Annotated in this window: 18 protein-coding genes; 6 read left to right on the top strand and 12 right to left on the bottom strand. The window is 75.2% G+C overall.

Annotated features, from left to right (window positions below; translation table 11 throughout):
• Positions 1 to 9 precede the first annotated feature (9 nt).
• Genes CSPHI_RS02215 through CSPHI_RS02205 form a run of 3 tightly spaced genes read left to right on the top strand, consistent with a single transcriptional unit; the run spans position 10 to position 2625 of the window.
• Positions 10 to 900 carry a MetQ/NlpA family ABC transporter substrate-binding protein gene (locus CSPHI_RS02215; RefSeq protein WP_075691306.1) on the top strand — a complete coding sequence of 297 codons (891 nt, stop codon included), beginning with the start codon at positions 10 to 12 and terminating at the stop codon, positions 898 to 900.
• Positions 893 to 1936, top strand: a complete 1044-nt coding sequence (locus CSPHI_RS02210; protein ID WP_075691305.1) for a methionine ABC transporter ATP-binding protein — start codon at positions 893 to 895, stop codon at positions 1934 to 1936. Before CSPHI_RS02215 ends, CSPHI_RS02210 begins: the two co-directional genes overlap by 8 nt.
• Positions 1933 to 2625: a methionine ABC transporter permease gene (locus CSPHI_RS02205; RefSeq protein ID WP_075691304.1), complete on the top strand. Its 693-nt coding sequence runs from the start codon at positions 1933 to 1935 to the stop codon at positions 2623 to 2625. The genes CSPHI_RS02210 and CSPHI_RS02205 overlap by 4 nt, the downstream gene beginning before the upstream one ends.
• On the opposite strand, the gene CSPHI_RS02200 is transcribed toward CSPHI_RS02205, so the two are convergent.
• On the bottom strand, positions 2564 to 3571 hold the full coding sequence (locus CSPHI_RS02200; protein ID WP_075691303.1) for a ferredoxin family protein: 1008 nt from the start codon (positions 3569 to 3571) through the stop codon (positions 2564 to 2566). The two genes, CSPHI_RS02205 and CSPHI_RS02200, sit on opposite strands and share 62 nt — an antisense overlap.
• 108 nt (positions 3572 to 3679) lie before the next feature.
• Here CSPHI_RS02200 and CSPHI_RS02195 point away from each other — a divergent pair, with 108 nt between their 5' ends.
• Positions 3680 to 4393, top strand: coding sequence for an AMIN-like domain-containing (lipo)protein (locus CSPHI_RS02195; protein WP_075691302.1), 714 nt, complete (start codon positions 3680 to 3682; stop codon positions 4391 to 4393).
• Here the strand turns inward: CSPHI_RS02195 and CSPHI_RS02190 are convergent.
• From CSPHI_RS02190 to guaB, 7 genes are all read right to left on the bottom strand, one after another.
• Positions 4390 to 5934 (bottom strand): Y-family DNA polymerase, encoded by a 1545-nt coding sequence (locus tag CSPHI_RS02190; RefSeq protein ID WP_075691301.1) that lies wholly within the window; start codon positions 5932 to 5934, stop codon positions 4390 to 4392. The genes CSPHI_RS02195 and CSPHI_RS02190 overlap by 4 nt on opposite strands.
• Entirely contained in the window at positions 5931 to 6623 is a 693-nt protein-coding gene (locus tag CSPHI_RS02185) for a hypothetical protein (RefSeq protein ID WP_075691300.1), read from the bottom strand. The genes CSPHI_RS02190 and CSPHI_RS02185 overlap by 4 nt, the downstream gene beginning before the upstream one ends.
• 117 nt (positions 6624 to 6740) lie before the next feature.
• The gene (locus CSPHI_RS02180) at positions 6741 to 7049 is read right to left on the bottom strand and encodes an antibiotic biosynthesis monooxygenase family protein (protein WP_075691299.1); all 309 of its coding nucleotides are present in this window, start codon (positions 7047 to 7049) and stop codon (positions 6741 to 6743) included.
• A 23-nt stretch (positions 7050 to 7072) separates the two neighbouring features.
• Positions 7073 to 8638 (bottom strand): glutamine-hydrolyzing GMP synthase, encoded by a 1566-nt coding sequence (guaA, locus tag CSPHI_RS02175; protein ID WP_075691298.1) that lies wholly within the window; start codon positions 8636 to 8638, stop codon positions 7073 to 7075.
• Positions 8639 to 8648: 10 nt separating this feature from the next.
• Positions 8649 to 9983 (bottom strand): PAS domain-containing protein, encoded by a 1335-nt coding sequence (locus tag CSPHI_RS12305; RefSeq protein ID WP_075691297.1) that lies wholly within the window; start codon positions 9981 to 9983, stop codon positions 8649 to 8651.
• Between the two features lie 85 nt (positions 9984 to 10068).
• On the bottom strand, positions 10069 to 11202 hold the full coding sequence (locus tag CSPHI_RS02165; RefSeq protein ID WP_075691296.1) for a GuaB3 family IMP dehydrogenase-related protein: 1134 nt from the start codon (positions 11200 to 11202) through the stop codon (positions 10069 to 10071).
• Positions 11203 to 11233: 31 nt separating this feature from the next.
• Positions 11234 to 12763 (bottom strand): IMP dehydrogenase, encoded by a 1530-nt coding sequence (guaB, locus tag CSPHI_RS02160; protein WP_075691295.1) that lies wholly within the window; start codon positions 12761 to 12763, stop codon positions 11234 to 11236.
• 160 nt (positions 12764 to 12923) lie between these two features.
• Between guaB and CSPHI_RS02155 the strand changes: the two genes are divergently transcribed.
• Positions 12924 to 13307 (top strand): DUF5319 family protein, encoded by a 384-nt coding sequence (locus CSPHI_RS02155; RefSeq protein ID WP_084210190.1) that lies wholly within the window; start codon positions 12924 to 12926, stop codon positions 13305 to 13307.
• 49 nt (positions 13308 to 13356) lie between these two features.
• Here CSPHI_RS02155 and CSPHI_RS02150 read toward each other — a convergent pair whose 3' ends face one another.
• A complete protein-coding gene (locus CSPHI_RS02150) occupies positions 13357 to 14262 on the bottom strand; it encodes a hypothetical protein (RefSeq protein ID WP_075691294.1) in 906 nt (301 codons plus the stop codon).
• Complete coding sequence (gene shbA, locus CSPHI_RS02145) at positions 14259 to 14861, bottom strand: RNA polymerase sigma factor ShbA (protein ID WP_084210189.1); 603 nt, start codon at positions 14859 to 14861, stop codon at positions 14259 to 14261. The genes CSPHI_RS02150 and shbA overlap by 4 nt, the downstream gene beginning before the upstream one ends.
• A gap of 197 nt (positions 14862 to 15058) precedes the next feature.
• On the opposite strand from shbA, the gene CSPHI_RS02140 reads away from it, so the two are divergent.
• Entirely contained in the window at positions 15059 to 15394 is a 336-nt protein-coding gene (locus CSPHI_RS02140; RefSeq protein ID WP_075691292.1) for a WhiB family transcriptional regulator, read from the top strand.
• A 61-nt stretch (positions 15395 to 15455) separates the two neighbouring features.
• Here the strand turns inward: CSPHI_RS02140 and groL are convergent, their stop codons facing one another.
• A complete protein-coding gene (gene groL, locus CSPHI_RS02135) occupies positions 15456 to 17057 on the bottom strand; it encodes a chaperonin GroEL (RefSeq protein WP_075691291.1) in 1602 nt (533 codons plus the stop codon).
• A gap of 13 nt (positions 17058 to 17070) precedes the next feature.
• Complete coding sequence (groES, locus tag CSPHI_RS02130; RefSeq protein WP_075693630.1) at positions 17071 to 17370, bottom strand: co-chaperone GroES; 300 nt, start codon at positions 17368 to 17370, stop codon at positions 17071 to 17073.
• Positions 17371 to 17392 lie beyond the last annotated feature (22 nt).

The raw sequence follows: 17392 nt of genomic DNA, 5'->3' as shown, positions 1-17392 counted from the left end.
CGAACCACCATGAATCTGCGACGCATCGGCGCCGTGGGCGCGGCCCTGGCCATCACCGCCGCCGGCCTCGTCGGCTGCGGGGCCGACGGCCGGGAGGCCCTCGGCGAGGGCGACCCGATCCGGATCGGCACCACCGACCGGGAGAAGGAGGCGTGGTCGGTGTTCGAGGCCAAGGCCGCCGACGCCGGCATCGAGCTCGACATCGTCGAATTCGCCGAGTACCCGCCGGTGAACACCGCCCTGTCCGAGGGGCAGCTCGACGTCAACCTCTTCCAGCACATCAAGTACCTGGCGGAGTACAACGTCGGCGCCGACGACGACCTGGTGCCGATCGGCGCCACCGAGATCGTGCCGCTGGCGCTGTTCTGGAAGGGCGGCGACGACGTCGCCGACATCCCGGAGGGCACCGAGGTGGCGATCCCCAACGACTCCACCAACCGGGGCCGGGCGATCAACATGCTCGCCTCCGCCGGGCTGCTCGCCCTCGACGGCGAGCACGCCAACCCCACCCCCCTGGACATCGACGAGGACGCCTCCCGGGTGCGGGTCACCCCGGTCGACGCCGCGCAGACCACCCTGGCCTACGGGGAGGGCAAGCCGGCGGTGATCAACAACACCTTCCTGGAGCGCGCCGGGATCGACCCGAACAGCGCCATCCACCAGGACGACCCCTCCGATCCGGCCGCGGAGCCGTACATCAACGTCTTCGTGACCACCCCGGAGAACGCCGGCAACGAGGACCTGGCCACCCTGGTGCGGCTCTGGCACGACCCGGAGGTGCTCGCCGCGGTGGACCGCGACTCCCGCGGCACCTCGGTGCCGGTGGACCGCCCCGCCGAGGAGCTGCAGGCCATCCTGGAGCGCGCCGAGGACGACGCCCGCGCCGCCGACGATGAGTGATCCCCGCGGCGGCGCCACCGTGCGCCTCGAGGGCGTGGGCAAGGTCTTCGACGGCGCCGTCGCCCTCGCCGACGTCGACCTGGAGGTGGCCGCCGGGGAGATCCTCGGCGTGATCGGCTACTCCGGGGCGGGCAAGTCCACCCTGGTGCGGCTCATCAACGGCCTGGAGCGGCCCAGCTCCGGCCGGGTGCTGCTCGACGGGGTGGACATCGCCGGGATGCGCGAACGCGAGCTGCGCGCGATCCGCCGCGAGATCGGCATGATCTTCCAGCAGTTCAACCTGTTCTCCTCGCGCACCGTCGCCGGCAACGTGGCCTACCCCCTGGAGCTGGCCGGGATGGGCCGGGCGGCCCGCCGCGAGCGGGTCGCCGAGCTGCTCGACTTCGTCGGCCTCGGCGACCGCGGCGACGCCTGGCCGGAGCAGCTCTCCGGCGGGCAGAAGCAGCGGGTGGGCATCGCCCGCGCGCTGGCCACCGACCCCCGGCTGCTGCTCGCCGACGAGGCGACCTCCGCCCTGGACCCGGAGACCACCGCCGGGGTGCTCGATCTGCTGCGCCGGGTGAACCGGGACCTGGGGGTGACCATCGTGCTGATCACCCACGAGATGAGCGTGGTGCGCGCGATCGCCGACCGGGTGGCGGTGATGGACGGCGGCCGGGTGGTCGAATCCGGCCCGGTGCACGACATCTTCGCCGCCCCGGTCACCGGCACCGCCCGCCGCTTCACCGCCACCGCCCTGCGGGACCGCCCGGAGGGCCGGGAGCTCGACTCCGCCCGCGAGCACGCCGGCGACGGCGCCCTGGTCACCGTGCGGATCGACGATTCGACCCCGCTGAGCCGGCTCATCGCCGACGCCGACGCCCGCGGGCTCACCGTCTCCGTGGCGCACGGCTCGGTCACCAACGTGCAGGCGCACGCCTTCGGCCGGCTCACCCTGCTGCTCACCGCCCCCGGCGGCGCGGCCCCCGACCCGGGCGCGGTGGACGCCCTCGTCGGGGACTGGTCCGCCCGCACCGAGACGGAGGTCACCCGATGATCGACCAGGCGACGACGCTGCTGGCCGCCGGCACCGACTGGGCGCAGCTGCGCCCCCGCATGATCGGCGCCTTCGGCGAGACCCTGTGGATGGTCTCCCTGACCATGCTGGTCGGCGGGCTGGCCGGGCTGATCATGGGCGTGGCCCTGTTCACCACCCGGCGCTCCGGGATCCTGCCCTCCGGCCCGGTGAACACCGTGCTGAACCTGCTGGTGAACCTGGTCCGGCCGATCCCCTTCATCATCCTGGTCACCGCGATGGGCCCGATCACGAAGAACGCGGTGGGCTCCACCATCGGCACCGAGGCGGCGATCTTCGTCATGTCCGTGGCCGCCTCCTTCGCGGTGGCCCGGCTGGTGGAGCAGAACCTGGTCTCCGTGGATCCGGGGATCATCGAGGCGGCCCGGGCGATGGGCGCCTCGCCCTGGCGGATCATCCGGGACGTGATCGTCCCGGAGGCCCTGGGGCCGCTGATCCTGGGCTACACCTTCGCCTTCATCGCGGTGGTGGACATGTCCGCGATGGCCGGCTACATCGGCGGCGGCGGGCTCGGCGACTTCGCCATCGTCTACGGCTACCGGGCCTTCGACTGGAACGTCACCCTGGTGACCACCCTGGTCATCGTGCTCATCGTGCAGGCCGCCCAGATCCTGGGCAATCTGCTGGCCCGGCGGGTGATGCGCCGATAGCCGGCAGCGGGCGCGCCCCGGCCGCGGCCCAGCCGCGCTGCACCGCCGGGGCGTCCCCGCAGCTGCCGAGCACCCCGGGGGTCGCCACCTCCTCCAGCGGCACCGCGTAGCGCCGCCCGGAGCGCAGCCGCACCACCGGGGCGGCCGGGGACTCGTTGACGGTGAGCACGTCGTCGAGGCCCCAGGCCCCGGCGGCCTCCCGGGCGGCGAGCTCGGCGACCTGGCCGCGCGGGCCCCACAGCCCCCGGCCCCGGCAGCCGGTGCGGTCCAGCCGGTGCTCCGCGGCGGCGCGCAGCATCGCGTCCGCCTCGGCCACGCTCATCCGCCCGTAGGAGTAGTTCCACGGCAGCAGCAGCATGGTCGGCGCGAAGCGGTGCCCCTTGGCGTGCGAGGTCTCCCACACCCGATCCCCGTGCACGTTGTGCAGCGCCCGCGCCATCGGCCGGCCCTTCACCGCGCAGCAGCGGTCCCGTTTGCCGTGGGTGCACACCAGCAGCAGCGGCTGGCCCACCCGGTGCGCCCCGGGGGTGGCCCGGCCCAGCCGGATGTCCAGCCCGGGCAGCTGCTCCGGGCCGGCGACGATGAGCCGCTCCAGCCGGGCCCCGCCGGGCTGATCCGGCGGGCAGTGCGCGATGTAGAGGCGGCGCCCGGCGGAGTCGTCCTGGCCGGCGCGGCCGGGCCGGCGGATGAACTGCAGTTCGGCATCGCGTTCCCCGAGCCAGTCGCGGATCCGGGCGGTGAGCCCGGGCCCGAGCGCGTCGCCGTCGAGGATGTCCCGGCCCCAGCCGCGGGTGTGCTCCAGGGCGAGCAGCAGCCGGGCCCGTTTCGCGGTGCCCGGCAGCGGCTCCCCGGCCACGTCGGAGCAGCCCGCCGGGGCCGGCCGGCGGCCCGGCCGGCGCGGATCGCGCCCCGCCGGGGCGCAGCCCCGGTCCACCGCATCGTCCATGCAGGCCATCCTAACAACGCTCATCCCGGCGCCCGCCCCCGGTATCACTTCCGCAACATTCGCCCCGTGCGTTGGTTCTTCGGGGGCGCTCCAATTACGGTCGGGGGTATGACGTCACCCAGCACCCGACGCCTCCTCCGCGCCGGCCTCGCCCTCCCGGCGGCCGCCCTGCTGGCCCTCGCCGCCGGCTGCGGCCCCGATGACGAGTCCCAGGACGTGCGCTCCGCGGTATCCTTCCGCGATGCCCGGACCACCTCCGAGACCCCCGCCGCCGACGGCGGGGCGGACGACGCCGGCACCACCACGACCACCTCGACGACCACCGAGACCGCCACCGCGACGACCACCCTCGACCCCGAGGAGCCCGGGTCCGGGGAGGACCGGGAGTTCGGGCTGTCCACCCGCGCCGAGCGCGCCGACGGCTACGACCTGGGCATCGCCGATGTCCGGATCGGCGCCCACGAGGGCTATGACCGGGTGGTCGTGGAACTGGTCGGCGACGGCGACGCCGGCTGGAACGTCCGCTACGAGGACAGCCCCGCCCAGCCCGGCTCCGGGCTGCCGGTGAGCCACCCCGGGGATCAGGCCCTGGTGCTCGACGTCACCGGCACCGGCTACCCCTTCGAGCTGGACATCGAGGATCTCACCGTCGGCGAGGTGCACCCGCGCAGCACCGCCGCGATCGTGGAGGTCGCCGGCTACGGCATGTTCGAGGGCCAGACCCAGTACGTGATCTCGCTCAAGGGCGAGAAGCGGCCCTTCCGGGTGTTCCGGCTGTCCTCCCCGCAGCGGATCGTCATCGACGTGGAGACCGCCGACTAGCGGTAGGCGCCCTCCACCCGCCACCGGCCGGCGTGCCCGATGAGCAGATAGGCCTCCGGGCCCCCGCGACCGTCGACGACCACCTGCATCCGGGCTGCCCGGCGGGCCAGCTCCGGATCCCACCAGCGCTCGTCCACCGGCCAGGGCCCCGCCCAGGAGGCCACCGGCAGCCGCCGGGTGCCGCGCACCAGGGTCGCCGGGGCCGCGGTGGCCGCGCCCCGGCCGGTGACCGCCACATCCCGCCCCGCCGCGTCGAGCAGCCGCACCCGCGCCGCCGGATGCGCCACCGGCGGCGACGGCGCCGGCACCGCCCCCGGCCAGGGCCCGGGCGGGGCCGCCGGGGGGCGCTCCCCCACCGGCACCAGGGCCACCCGCTCCCCCGGGCCGCGGCCCCCGACCGGCACCGGGCGGGCCACCGCGGCGGTGCCGAGCAGCCCCTGCACCCGGGCGGCGGCCGCCCCGGCGCGCTCGGCCGCGGCATCCGGGCCGCCCCACAGCGCCGCCCGGCTCGCCCCGGCGGGGGCGGCGTCCACCGGGTCCAGGGTGAGCCGCGTGATCCCGGCCCCGCCGCCGCCGGCCAACCAGCCGTCGAGCTGCCAGCGCACCCGGTCCGCGGTGGCCCGCTCGGTGAGCGGCTCCGCGCAGCGCCACACCCGGCGCAGCGCGGCGCCGTCGGTGAAGTCCACCGCCACCGCCAGCCGGTCGCAGGCCAGGCCGCGGCCCCGCAGCTCCGCATGCAGCCGGGCGGCCAGGGAGCGGGCCAGGAAGGCCGCCTCGTCCACCCGGGTGACCGGCTCCTCCGGGACGTGCCGCACCGCGAGATCCCGCGGCGGCGGGGTGGGCGCCGGGGCCCGGCCGGCGTCTCCGCGGGCCACCCGGTGCCAGCGGGCCCCGGCGGCGCCGAAGCGGCCGGCGACGTCCGCGGCGGGCAGCTCCGCCAGCTCGCCGAGAGTGCGCAGGCCCAGCTCCGCCCAGGTGCGGCCCAGTTCGGCGGGGAAGCCCAGGGACTCCTCCGCGGCGAGCTCGGCCAGGGACACGGTGCGCAGGAAGGCCCCGGTGCGCCCCGGCGGCACCAGCGCCCCGCGGCGGGCGGCGAGCACCGCGGCCACCAGATCATCGGCCGCGCCGAGCCGCGCCTCCGCCCCGGCCAGCGCCGCGGCGTCGGCGAGCAGCTCCCCGGCCCGCTCCTCCCCGCCGTGGTAGCGGGCCACCCCGGCGGCGGCCACCGCGACCAGGCCGGGGCGCAGCGCCTCCACCGCGGCGGCGACCTCGCCGAGGGCGGCGAGCACCGGTTCGAAGCAGGCGGCCTCGCGCACCGGATCCGCCTCGGCCAGGCGCAACCCCGGGCACAGCGCCTGCGCCCGGCGCCGGGCCATCCCGCGGCGCACCCCGGCGGCCCGGGCCGCCCCGGAGCAGGCCGCCACCCGGCCACCGGCGAGCACCGCCGCCGGGGCCAGGGCCTCCGCCGGATCGCCGCCGGCGGCCAGCCGGGCGGCCTGCACCGGCCAGTCCGGCAGCCAGATGACCAGGGTGCGGCTCATCGCGCCACGCGCAGCCGGGCCGGCGCCGCCTCCTCCACGGTGGCCGGCCCGCCGCCGACCAGCCAGTGCACCCGGCGCTCCGGCCGGCCCGCCGGGGCGGCGTGCACCAGATGCCGCACCGCCCGGATCCGCCCCGCCCCGGCGGCCGGGCCCTCCACCGCGAGCACCCGCGAGCCCAGCCGGGCCACCGATCCCGGCCAGGCCGGCCCGAGCTGCACCAGGGCCGCGCCCGGGTCGCGCAGCCGGGCGCGCAGCCGGCGCCGGGCCGCCGCCGGCGGCGGCGCGCCGAGATCCGCGACGAGCAGGTCCACCCCCTCGGCGAGCGTCCCCAGCACCATGAGCGGATCCGCGCCGGGATCGGGCACCAGCAGCAGCCGGTCCAGGTCCCCGCCGCGTTCGGCGACCACCGCGGGCAGCAGCCCCGGCACCCCGGCCACCGCGGCGTGCCCGCCGGCGGCGGTGACCGCGGCGAGCAGCGCGCACAGCAGGGTGCCGGGGGCGTCCAACGTGCTGATTTCCCCCCGGATGAGGGTGCCGGCGAGGATCCCGGAGAGCTCCGGAGGCGTCGGCAGGGCGCGCGCGGCCGGCGCGGCGGGGTGCGCGGCGGGGCCGATCCGGCCCATCGCCCGGCGCAGCCGGCCGATCGCGGCCTCGCGATCCAGCCCGCCGAGATCGGGGACCGCGGCCATCACCGCGCCCCCGGGCGGGCCATCGCGAATCCGTCGAACACGCTTTCCATGATCGAAATCGTATTCGACTGAACCGGGGTCCGGCAACGGCCCCGGTCATCGGGTCATGCGGCCGGCTCAGCCCTTCCCGGGCACGTCCATGACCACCTCGAACTCCAGGAGGTTGGCCTTGTCCACCACGGAGGCGCCGTAGTCGCCCTTATGCGCCTTGCGGGCCTCCCCGTCGCGCCAGGCGACGTAGGACTCCTCGTCCGCCCACTCCGTGAACACGAAGTAGCGGTCCTCGCCGGCGACCGGGCGCAGCAGCTTGAAGCCGAGGAAGCCGGGCTGGCCGTCGACCACGCCGGCGCGGCCGGCGAAGCGGCGCTCCACCTCCGGGCCGGCCTCGGGGGGCAGGGACAGGGCGTTGATCTTCACGATGCTCATGACCCGAGCCTAGCCTTGCCCGGCTACTCCCATTCGATGGTTCCCGGCGGCTTCGAGGTGACGTCGAGCACCACCCGGTTGACCTCCGGCACCTCGTTGGTGATCCGGGTGGAGATCCGCTCCAGCACCTCGTAGGGGATCCGGGTCCAGTCCGCGGTCATCGCGTCCTCGGAGGACACCGGGCGCAGCACGATGGGGTGCCCGTAGGTGCGCCCGTCGCCCTGCACCCCCACCGAGCGCACGTCGGCGAGCAGCACCACCGGGCACTGCCACACCTGCTCGTCCAGCCCGGCGGCGGTGAGCTCCGCCCGGGCGATCGCGTCGGCCCGGCGCAGCGTGTCCAGCCGCCCCTCGTCCACCGCGCCGATGATCCGGATGCCCAGGCCGGGCCCCGGGAAGGGCTGCCGGGCGACGATCTCCTCGGGCAGGCCGAGTTCCCGGCCCACCGCGCGCACCTCGTCCTTGAACAGCAGGCGCAGCGGCTCCACCAGGGTGAACTCCACGTCATCGGGCAGCCCGCCGACGTTGTGGTGGCTCTTGATGTTCGCGGTGCCGGCGCCGCCGCCGGACTCCACCACATCCGGGTACAGGGTGCCCTGCACCAGGAAGTCCACGGTCTCCCCGGCCGGCGCCCCGTCCAGGGCCCGGGCCACCGCGCGCTCGAAGGCGCGGATGAACTCCCGGCCGATGATCTTGCGCTTGGTCTCCGGGTCGGTGACCCCGGCCAGCGCGTCGAGGAAGGTGTCCGCCTCGTGCAGGGTGATCAGCCGCGCCCCGGTGGCGGCGACGAAATCGTCCTCCACCTGCTCGCGCTCCCCGGCGCGCAGCAGCCCGTGGTCGACGAAGACGCAGGTGAGCCGGTCGCCGATGGCGCGCTGCACCAGGGCGGCGGCGACGGCCGAATCCACGCCCCCGGACAGCCCGCAGATCGCCCGTCCGGCGCCGACCTGCTCCCGGACCTGCTCGATGAGCTCCTCGGCGATGTTCGCCGCGGTCCAGGTGCGCTCCAGTCCGGCGATGTCGTCGAGGAAGCGGGTGAGCACGTCCTGGCCGTGCGGGGAGTGCCGCACCTCCGGGTGGTACTGCACCCCGGCCATCCGGCGCTCGGCGCATTCGAAGGCGGCCACCGGGGCGCCGGCGGTGCGGGCGGTGACGGTGAAGCCCTCCGGGGCGGCGGTGACCGCGTCGCCGTGGCTCATCCACACCTCGTGCTCGGCGGGGGCCCCGGCGTGCAGGGCGCCGCCCTCGGCGTGCAGCGTGGTGCGCCCGTACTCGCGCTCCCCGGTGGCCTCCACCACCCCGCCCAGGGCGCGGGTCATCGCCTGGAAGCCGTAGCAGATGCCCAGCACCGGCACGCCCAGCTCCAGCACCTCCGGGTCCAGCGCCGGGGCGTCCGGGGAGTACACCGAGGCCGGGCCCCCGGAGAGGATCAGGGCCGCCGGGTGCTTCGCGGCGATTTCCGCGGCGCTGGCGGTGTGCGGGATGACCTCGGAGTAGACGTTCGCCTCGCGCACGCGGCGGGCGATGAGCTGCGCGTACTGGGCGCCGAAGTCGAGGACGAGGACGGGGTGCTTCACCTGGTCGGACACGAGGAGCACTCTAGCAGCCGGCGCGGACCGCCCCGCCGAGCTCCCCGACCGCGGCGGTGAGCTCCTCGAAGCCGATCCCGGAGTCCCCGCCGAGATCGGCGCTGAGCGCCACCAGCCGGCCGATCGCCTCATCGGAGCGGGTCACCGCCTCGCGCACGTCGGCGACCAGATCGCCGGCGCCCTCGGCCAGCGCCTCCGGGCGGGTGTCCGCCAGCCAGGAGCCGACCAGCTCCCGGGGCACCTCCAGCAGATGCGCCAGGGAGGCGGAGCGGTCCGCCACCCGGGCGGCCAGCCGGCGCCGCCGGGACACCGACCGGCGCATCTCGGAGAGCCCGTCGTCGAGGGCCTGCAGCAGCATCCGGGTGGATTCCGCCCGGTCCTCCTCCGCGGCGGCGAAGCGGGCCACCATCAGCGCATGCAGCCGGCCCAGCGCGATCCGGAAGCGCACCCGCCGGGTGAGCTCGTCGAGTTCGGCGAGCCGGGCGTCGAGATCGGCAACCCGGTCGCCGACCACGTCGTGGATGTGCGTCCACACCTGCAGCGGGGCCAGCAGCAGGGTGCGCGCCGGCCCGTCCAGGTCCAGGGCGTCCATCCGCGCGGACACCGCCATGATGGCCTCGTTCTGCCGCTCCAGCTGGGCGGAGGCCTCCTTGAGCCGGTCCAGTTGGGCGGCGAGGTGCTCCTGGGCGGCCATGAACCCGTCCAGGGCCCGGTAGACCCGCACCGCCGCCGCGGCGGTCGGGTTCGCCGCCGCCAGCCCGGCCACGTCCAGCCCGGAGCCGGCCTCCCAGGCGGCGACCTCCGCCGGCAGCAGCGACCACATCAGCTCCGGGTAGCCGGACAGGCCCATCCCGGCGAGCAGCTCGCCGAGCCGGGCCGCGCCCGCGACGGCGGCGTCGCGCCGGTTCGCGCCGGCCTCCCGGGCGGCGGCCTCGGCCTCGTTCATCTCCCGGTACACCCCGGCGACCTCGGCGAAGGAGCCGGTGCACGGCCGGGAGCGCACGGAGAGGAAGCCCCCGGCGGGCAGCGGGGTGACCGTGGCCAGCACATCGTAGGCGGAGCCGTCGGCGGCCCGGTTGCGCACGTAGCCGACGAAGGGCTCGCCGGCGCCGAGGGTGTCCCACATGGCGCGGAAGGCGCCGCCGGGCATGTCCGGGTGCCGGATGATGTTGTGCGCCGCCCCGTCCAGCTCCTCGCGGGGGTGCCGGGACAGCCGCACGAAGACCTCGTTGGCGTCGGTGATCACCCCGCGGGCGTCGGTGGTGGAGAAGAACAGATCGTCGGGGCCCACCTCATGGCGCGGCCCCTCCGCCGCGGTGCGGGCGATGCGGGGAGCTTCAGGCATGCGGACAAACATAGCCGCCGGCGGGCCCGGCACCCGCCGCCGAAGGCCCGGATCCCCCGCCGCGGGGGTGATCCGGGCACGGTGTTCAGAGCAGGCCCAGGTCCACCCTCTGGAAGGACTTCACGTCGGTGAAACCGCATTTCGCCATGGACCGGCGCAGTCCGCCGACGATGTTCGCGCAGCCCATCGGATCGGCCACCGGGCCGAAGAGCACCTGCTCCAGGCTGGGCGCGGCGCCCGGTTCCGCGGCGGCGGCGGTGGGCTCGACCAGGCCGCGCGGGAACTTCGGGTGCGCCGCCGCCGAGGGCCAGCACCAGCCCCGCCCGGGCGCCTCCGCGGCGGCGGCCAGCGGCTCGGCCAGGGCCACCGCGTCCGCCCCGCAGGCGATCGCCTTGGCCACGTCGCCGGCGGTGCGCAGCGCCCCGTCGGCGATCACGTGCACGTAGCGGCCGCCGGTCTCGTCCAGGTAGTCCCGGCGGGCCGCGGCGGCGTCGGCGATCGCGGTGGCCATCGGCACCTCGATGCCGAGGGCCTCCGGGGTGGTGGTCGGCCCGGTGCCGACGATCACCCCGGCGGCGCCGGTGCGCATCAGGTGCAGCGCGGTGCGGTAGTCCACCGCCCCGCCGACGATCACCGGCACGTCCAGGTCCCCGATGAACTCGCCCAGGTCCAGCGGCTCGGCCTCCCCGGAGACGTGCTGCGCGGAGATCAGGGTGCCCTGCACGATGAGCAGGTCGATGCCCGCGGCGACCAGGCCGGGGGTGAGCTCCCGGGCCCGCTGCGGGCTGACCCGCACCGCGGTGACCGCGCCGGTGTCCCGGATCCCGCGCACCCGCCGGGCGAGCAGCTCCGGGTCCACGGGGGCGGCGTGCAGCCGCTGCAGCACCGCGTTCGCCCCGCCCGGGGCGGCCGGGTCCACCGCGGCGGCGAGCACCTCCCCGATCCGCTCGGGCACGTCCTCGTGCCGGGCCCACAGGCCCTCGGCGTTGAGCACCGCCAGCCCGCCGAGGCGGGAGAACTCGGCCGCCGAATCCGGGCCGACCACCGCGTCGGTGGGGTGCGTCATCACCGGGATCCGGAAATCGTAGGCGTCGATCCGCCAGGAGACGTCCACGTCCTGGGAGGAGCGGGTGCGCCGGGAGGGCACGATGGCCACCTGGTCCAGCCCGTAGGTGCGGCGGGCCTCGCGGCCATGTCCGATTTCAACGACGTCGCGCATGCGTTCGCCTGCTTCCTTGTTCGGTGGGGGTCTAGCGCTGGTAGTAGTTCGGCGCCTCGACGGTCATCTGGATGTCGTGCGGGTGGGATTCGCGCAGGCCCGCGGCGGTGATCCGCACGAAGCGGGCGTCCTGCAGCCGCTCCACGGTGGGCGAGCCGGTGTAGCCCATCGCCGCGCGCAGCCCGCCGACCAGCTGGTGCAGGATCACGTCCAGGTGGCCGCGGAAGGGCACCCGGCCCTCGATGCCCTCCGGCACCAGCTTCTCCTCGCTGAGCACGTCGGCCTGGAAGTAGCGGTCCTTGGAGAAGGAGCGCTTCTCCCCGGTGAGCCCGCGGCCCTGCATCGCGCCGAGGGAGCCCATGCCCCGGTACATCTTGTACTGCTTGCCGTTGACCACCACGGTCTCGCCCGGCGCCTCCGCGGTGCCGGCGAGCAGGGAGCCCAGCATCACCGTGGACGCCCCGGCGGCCAGCGCCTTGGCGATGTCCCCGGAGAACTGCATGCCCCCGTCGGCGATGATCGGCACCCCCGCGGGCCGGGCCACCGCGGCGGCCTCCATGATCGCGGTGATCTGGGGGGCGCCGACCCCGGCGACCACCCGGGTGGTGCAGATCGAGCCCGGGCCGATGCCGACCTTGATCGCGTCCGCGCCGGCGTCGATCATCGCCTGCGCCGCGGCCCGGGTGGCCAGGTTGCCGCCGATCACCTGCACCGTGTCCCCGAAGGAGCGCTTGACCTTGGCGACCATCTCCAGCACCCCGGAGTTGTGCGCGTGCGCGGTGTCCACCACCAGCACGTCCACCCCGGCGTCGACCAGCGCCCCGGCCCGGTTCCAGGAGTCCTCCCCGGTGCCGATCCCGGCGCCGACCAGCAGCCGGCCGGAGCCGTCCTTCGCCGCGTCCGGGTACTGGTCCTGCTTGACGAAGTCCTTCACCGTGATGAGCCCGGTGAGCCGGCCCTCGCCGTCGACGATCGGCAGCTTCTCCACCTTGTTGCCGCGCAGCAGGTTCAGCGCCGCCTCCGCGGAGACGCCCTGCTCGGCGACGACCAGCGGCATCGGGGTCATCACCTCGGCGACCCGGCGGTTGACGTCGGTCTCGAAGCGCATGTCCCGGTTGGTGCAGATGCCCACCAGGATCCCCTCGTCGTCGACCACCGGCAGCCCGGAGATCCGGTAGCGGGCGCACATCGCGTCCACCTCGCCGATGGTGTCTTCCGGGGAGCAGGTCACCGGGTCGGTGACCATGCCCGCCTCGGAGCGCTTGACGTTCTCCACCTGCTGGGCCTGCGCCTCCACGGAGAGGTTGCGGTGCAGTACGCCCATCCCGCCCTGCCGGGCCATCGCGATCGCCATCCGGGATTCGGTGACGGTGTCCATCGCCGCGGAGATGATCGGGGTGTTCAGCCGGATCTCCCGGGTCAGCTGGGAGGAGGTGTCCACCGCGGAGGGGATCACGTCCGAGGCGTCCGGCAGCAGCAGGACGTCGTCGAAGGTGAGCCCGATGAGCGGGATCTTGCCGGCGTCGTCGCCGCCGAGGCTGATTCCGGTGGGGTCTGTCATGGGATGGGATCCTCCTGGTCGCGGTGGCGGCGGCGATCGGGGCGCGGGGGCGCCCGGGGCGCCGCTGGTGCCTCAAGCGTAATCGCTGCGGATGCGGATCGGGCAGCCGGGGCGCGGCACCGGGGCGGGCGGGCCGCCCCGGGGCGCTAGGGTATGGGGCGTGAGCGACCATTTCTGGCACTCGATGCCCAAGGATCCCTTCGAGGACGACCCGGACGACCCCTCCCGCCTGATCGGCGACGAGGCGGAGTTCGAGCCCCTCGACGAACGGGAGCGCCTCGAGGTCATCGAGGATCTCGCCGCGGTGCGCGCCTTCCGCCGGATCATGTCCCCGGCGGGGTTCCTGGGGGTGTCCATGCTCTGCGAGGACTGCGGGGAGCCGCATTTCTACGCCTGGGACGTGCTGGAGGCGCATTACCTCACCCTGCTGTCCGACCGGCCCTCCCCGGTGCATGAGCCGGAGTTCGCCCCGGACGAGGACCGCTACGCGCCCTGGGACTACTGCGCCGGCTACGTCGACGGCCGGCTGGGCCGCCGGGCCTGAACCGCCAACGACGCCCCCGCGGCCGGCCGCGGGGGCGTCGGGGGCGATTCTAGCGGGGGCCGGTGATCGGCTCCCCGGCGCGCTGCACCGCGTCGGCGGCGTCGGCCATGGTCGGCGCGGCGACCGCCGCGGCCGCGGCGGTGGGGGTCTCCGGGCCCTGCAGCGGGGTGGAGGTGGTGGTGGTCGGCTCCGCGGGCTCGTCCCCCTCGGCCGGCCCGGTCTCCTCCGCCGGGGTCTCGGTGACGGTTTCGGTGCTGGTCTCCACCACGGTCTCGGTGACCGTCTCCGGCGGGGCGGTCTCGGTGACCACGGAGGTGGTGCCGTCGCGGACCACGGTGGTGGTCACCCGCACGGTGCGCACCCGCTCCCGGGAGCGCTCCATGCGCTGCTCCAGATCGGCGCGGTCCTCGGCGCGAACCTCCTCCAGCAGCCGGCGGGCGTGCTCGAGCAGGCGCTCGGCGGATTCCACGTCGCCCTTCTCCGCGGCCGCGTCGGCCTCGTTCAGGGTGGCGGCCAGGCGCACGGAGACCTCCTGGTCGCCCATCGCGGCCTCCCGCAGCGGCCACAGCGCGCCGCCGGGGGCGGCGGTCTGCACCAGGCCGGCGCCGCCGACCAGCACCACCGCGGCCGCGGCGGCGCCGAGCAGCGCGGAGCCGACCCGGCCGGGCAGCAGCCGGCGGCGCAGCGGCACCACCCCGGGGACGGGTTCGGGCTCGGGGTCGGCGGCCCGGCCGAAGTCGGCGGGCAGCGGCGGCGGGGCGGGCAGGTCGGCGTCCACCGCGGCGCGCAGATCCACCAGCAGCTCCGCGATCGCGGCATCGGTGCCGCAGGCCCCGGAGCCGACCGCCTCGTCGTCGCCGGCGGCGATCGCGTCGAGGAAGGCGTCGTCGGCGGCGATCTCCTCGAAGGCCGGGGCCGCGCCGGCACCGTCGTGCGTGCTGGGTCGATTGGTCACCGCGGCACCTCCGCTTCCTCTTCCAGTATGGCGCGCATCTTGGCCAGGGCCCGGTGCTGGGCGACGCGCACGGCTCCCGCCGTCGCGCCGACGATGGCGCCGGTCTCCTCGGCGCTGTACCCCCCGAAAACCCGGAGGATGATGATGTCGCGCGCCCTTTCACCCAATGCATCGAGCAGCCGTCGCACTTCGTTACCGCCGTCCATGGTGAGCACCCGCTGCAGCGGATCCGCCTCCGGGTCGGGCGCCTCGGGCACCTCCGCCACCGCGTGGCTGAGGTCGCGGCCCCCGTTGCGGCGGGCGTCGGCGACCTTGTGCGAGGCGATCCCGTAGACGAAGGCCATGAAGGGCCGGCCCCGGTCCTCGTAGCGCGGCAGGGCCGCGATCACGGCCAGCGAGATCTCCTGGGCGACGTCCTCCGGGGAGACCACCCCGTCGGCGCCGAGGCGCAGCCGGCAGTACCGCACCACCTGGGGGTGCACCGCGGCGAGGATCCGCTGCGCGGCATCGCGATCGCCGGCGGCGGCGGCCGGCACCAGCGTGCCGTAGTCCACCTCGTCCGCCATCCGTCGCTCCCCTTTCCAGCGCGCCTGCCGCATGCGATGCTACGTGCCGTGGGCGGGCGCGCCCGGCCGCGGCGGGGAACCACGCTACCGCCCCGGGGCCCGATCGCCGTAGTTTCCGCCGAAGGTATCCCCCCGGTCGCCCGCGCGTAACCCGCCGGACACCCGGCTGCGGCACACTGGGCGCAGCGCCGGGGGACGCCGGCAACACGCGAGACGAGGAGCCAACGGGGATGAGCCAGTTCGACCACCTGCCGGGACCGAACGCGGATCTGTGGCATTGGCAGCTGCGCGGCGCCTGCCGGGGGGAGGATTCCTCGGTGTTCTTCCACCCGGAGGGCGAGCGGGGCCGGGCCCGGGCGCTGCGCGAGGCCCGGGCGAAGGAGATCTGCGGCACCTGCCCGGTGCTGGAGCAGTGCCGGGCGCATGCGCTGCGGGTCGGCGAGCCCTACGGGATCTGGGGCGGGATGAGCGAGGCGGAGCGGCTGGCGCAGCTGCGCGCCGGCTCCCCGGCGGCGCGCTCGCGCACCGCCCGGCCGCCGCGGCCGCGCACCCCCGCCGGCCCCTGACGCGCCGCGGCGCCCCGCCATCGTCGATGGCGGGGCGCCGCTGGGTCGGGGGGAACCCGCCCTAGTGGGCGTGGTCCTCCTCGGCCTCCTCGGGCTTGTCCACGACGCTGACCTCGGTGGTCAGCACCATGCGGGCCACGGAGGCGGCGTTGACCACCGCGGAGTGGGTGACCTTCACCGGGTCGATCACCCCGGCGCCGATGAGGTCGCCGTACTCGCCGGTGGCGGCGTTGTAGCCGGAGCCGTTGGGCAGTTCGGCGATGTGGTGCACCACCACCTGGCCGTCCACCCCGGCGTTGGCGGCGATCCAGTAGGCCGGGCGCTTGAGCGCCTTGGCCAGGGAGCGCACCCCGATCGCCTCATCGCCGGTGAACTCCCCGGCGAAGTCCTCCAGCTCGGCGGCGATGTGCACCAGCACGGAGCCGCCGCCGGCGATGACGCCCTCCTGCACCGCGGCGCGCGCGGCGTTGATGGCGTCCTCGACGCGCAGCTTGCGCTCGTTGACCTCGGTCTCGGTGGCGGCGCCGACCTTGACCACGGCGACCCCGCCGGAGAGCTTGCCGAGGCGCTCCTCCAGCTTCTCCTTGTCCCAGGAGGAGTCGCAGCGCTCGATCTCGGCGCGCAGCTGGGCGCGGCGGGCCTCGATGTCCTCGGCGGAGCCGGCGCCGTCGACGATCACGGTCTCGTCCTTGCTGATCGCGATCCGGCGGGCGGAGCCGAGCACCTCCAGGCCGACGTCCTTGAGGAGCATCCCGGTGTCCGCGGTGACCACGGTGGCGGCGGTGACCACGGCGAGATCGTCCATGAAGGCCTTGCGGCGGTCCCCGAAGTAGGGGGCCTTGACCGCGGCGACCTTGAGGGTCTTGCGCATGGCGTTGATGACCAGGGCGGACAGCGCCTCGCCCTCGATGTCCTCGGCCATGATCAGGGTGGGCTTGCCGGATTCGGCGATCTTCTCCAGCAGCGGCAGGAAGTCCGGCAGGGAGGAGATCTTCTCGCGCACCAGCAGCACCCGGGCGTCCTCCAGCACGGCCTGCTGGGCGTCGACGTCGGTGACGAAGTAGGGCGAGAGGAAGCCCTTGTTGAAGGAGATGCCCTCGGTGACGGAGAGCTCGTCGGACAGGGACTGGGACTCCTCCACGGAGACCACGCCGTCCTTGCCGACCTTGTCCATGGCGCCGGCGACCATCTCGCCGATCTCCTCGTCCCGGGAGCTGACCGTGGCGACCTGGGCGATCGCCGCGGAGCCGGCCACCGGGGTGGCCTTGGCCTGGAGCAGCTCCACGGCCTTCTCCGCCGCGGCGGCGATGCCGCGGTTGAGCGCCACCGGGTTGGCCCCGGCGGCGACGTTGCGCAGCCCCTCGTGGATGAGGGCCTGCGCGAGCAGGGTGGCGGTGGTGGTGCCGTCGCCGGCGACGTCGTTGGTCTTCACCGCCACGGACTTCACCAGCTGGGCGCCGAGGTTCTCGAAGGGCTCCTCGACGTCGATGTCCCGGGCGATGGTGACGCCGTCGTTGGTGACCGCCGGCCCGCCGAAGGCCTTGTCCAGGACCACGTTGCGGCCCTTGGGGCCGAGGGTGACCTTGACCGCGTCGGCGAGGGTGTCCACGCCGCGCTTGAGGCCCTCGCGGGCCTCCTCGTTGAAGGCGATGAGCTTGGCCATATGGGGTCCCGCCCTACTTCTCGACGATGGCGAGGATGTCGCGCTGGGAGAGGATCAGGTACTCCTCGCCCGCGTACTTGATCTCGGTGCCGCCGTAGCGGGAGAAGATCACGGTGTCGCCCTCGGCGACGTCCATGGCGACCCGCTCGCCCTTGTCGTTGAAGCGGCCCGGGCCGGCGGCGATGACGGTGGCCTCCTGCGGCTTCTCCTTGGCGGAGTCCGGGATGACCAGGCCGGAGGCGGTGGTCGCCTCGGCCTCGTTGATCTGGACGAGGAGCTTGTCCTCGAGGGGCTTGATGTTGACGTTCGCCACGATGGTTTCCTCCATGTGTTGG

The sequence above is a fragment of the Corynebacterium sphenisci DSM 44792 genome (assembly GCF_001941505.1).
Classification (GTDB): Bacteria; Actinomycetota; Actinomycetes; order Mycobacteriales; family Mycobacteriaceae; genus Corynebacterium; species Corynebacterium sphenisci.
The sequence above is the reverse complement of the archived record's forward strand: the minus strand, read 5'-3'. Positions and strand labels throughout refer to the sequence as shown.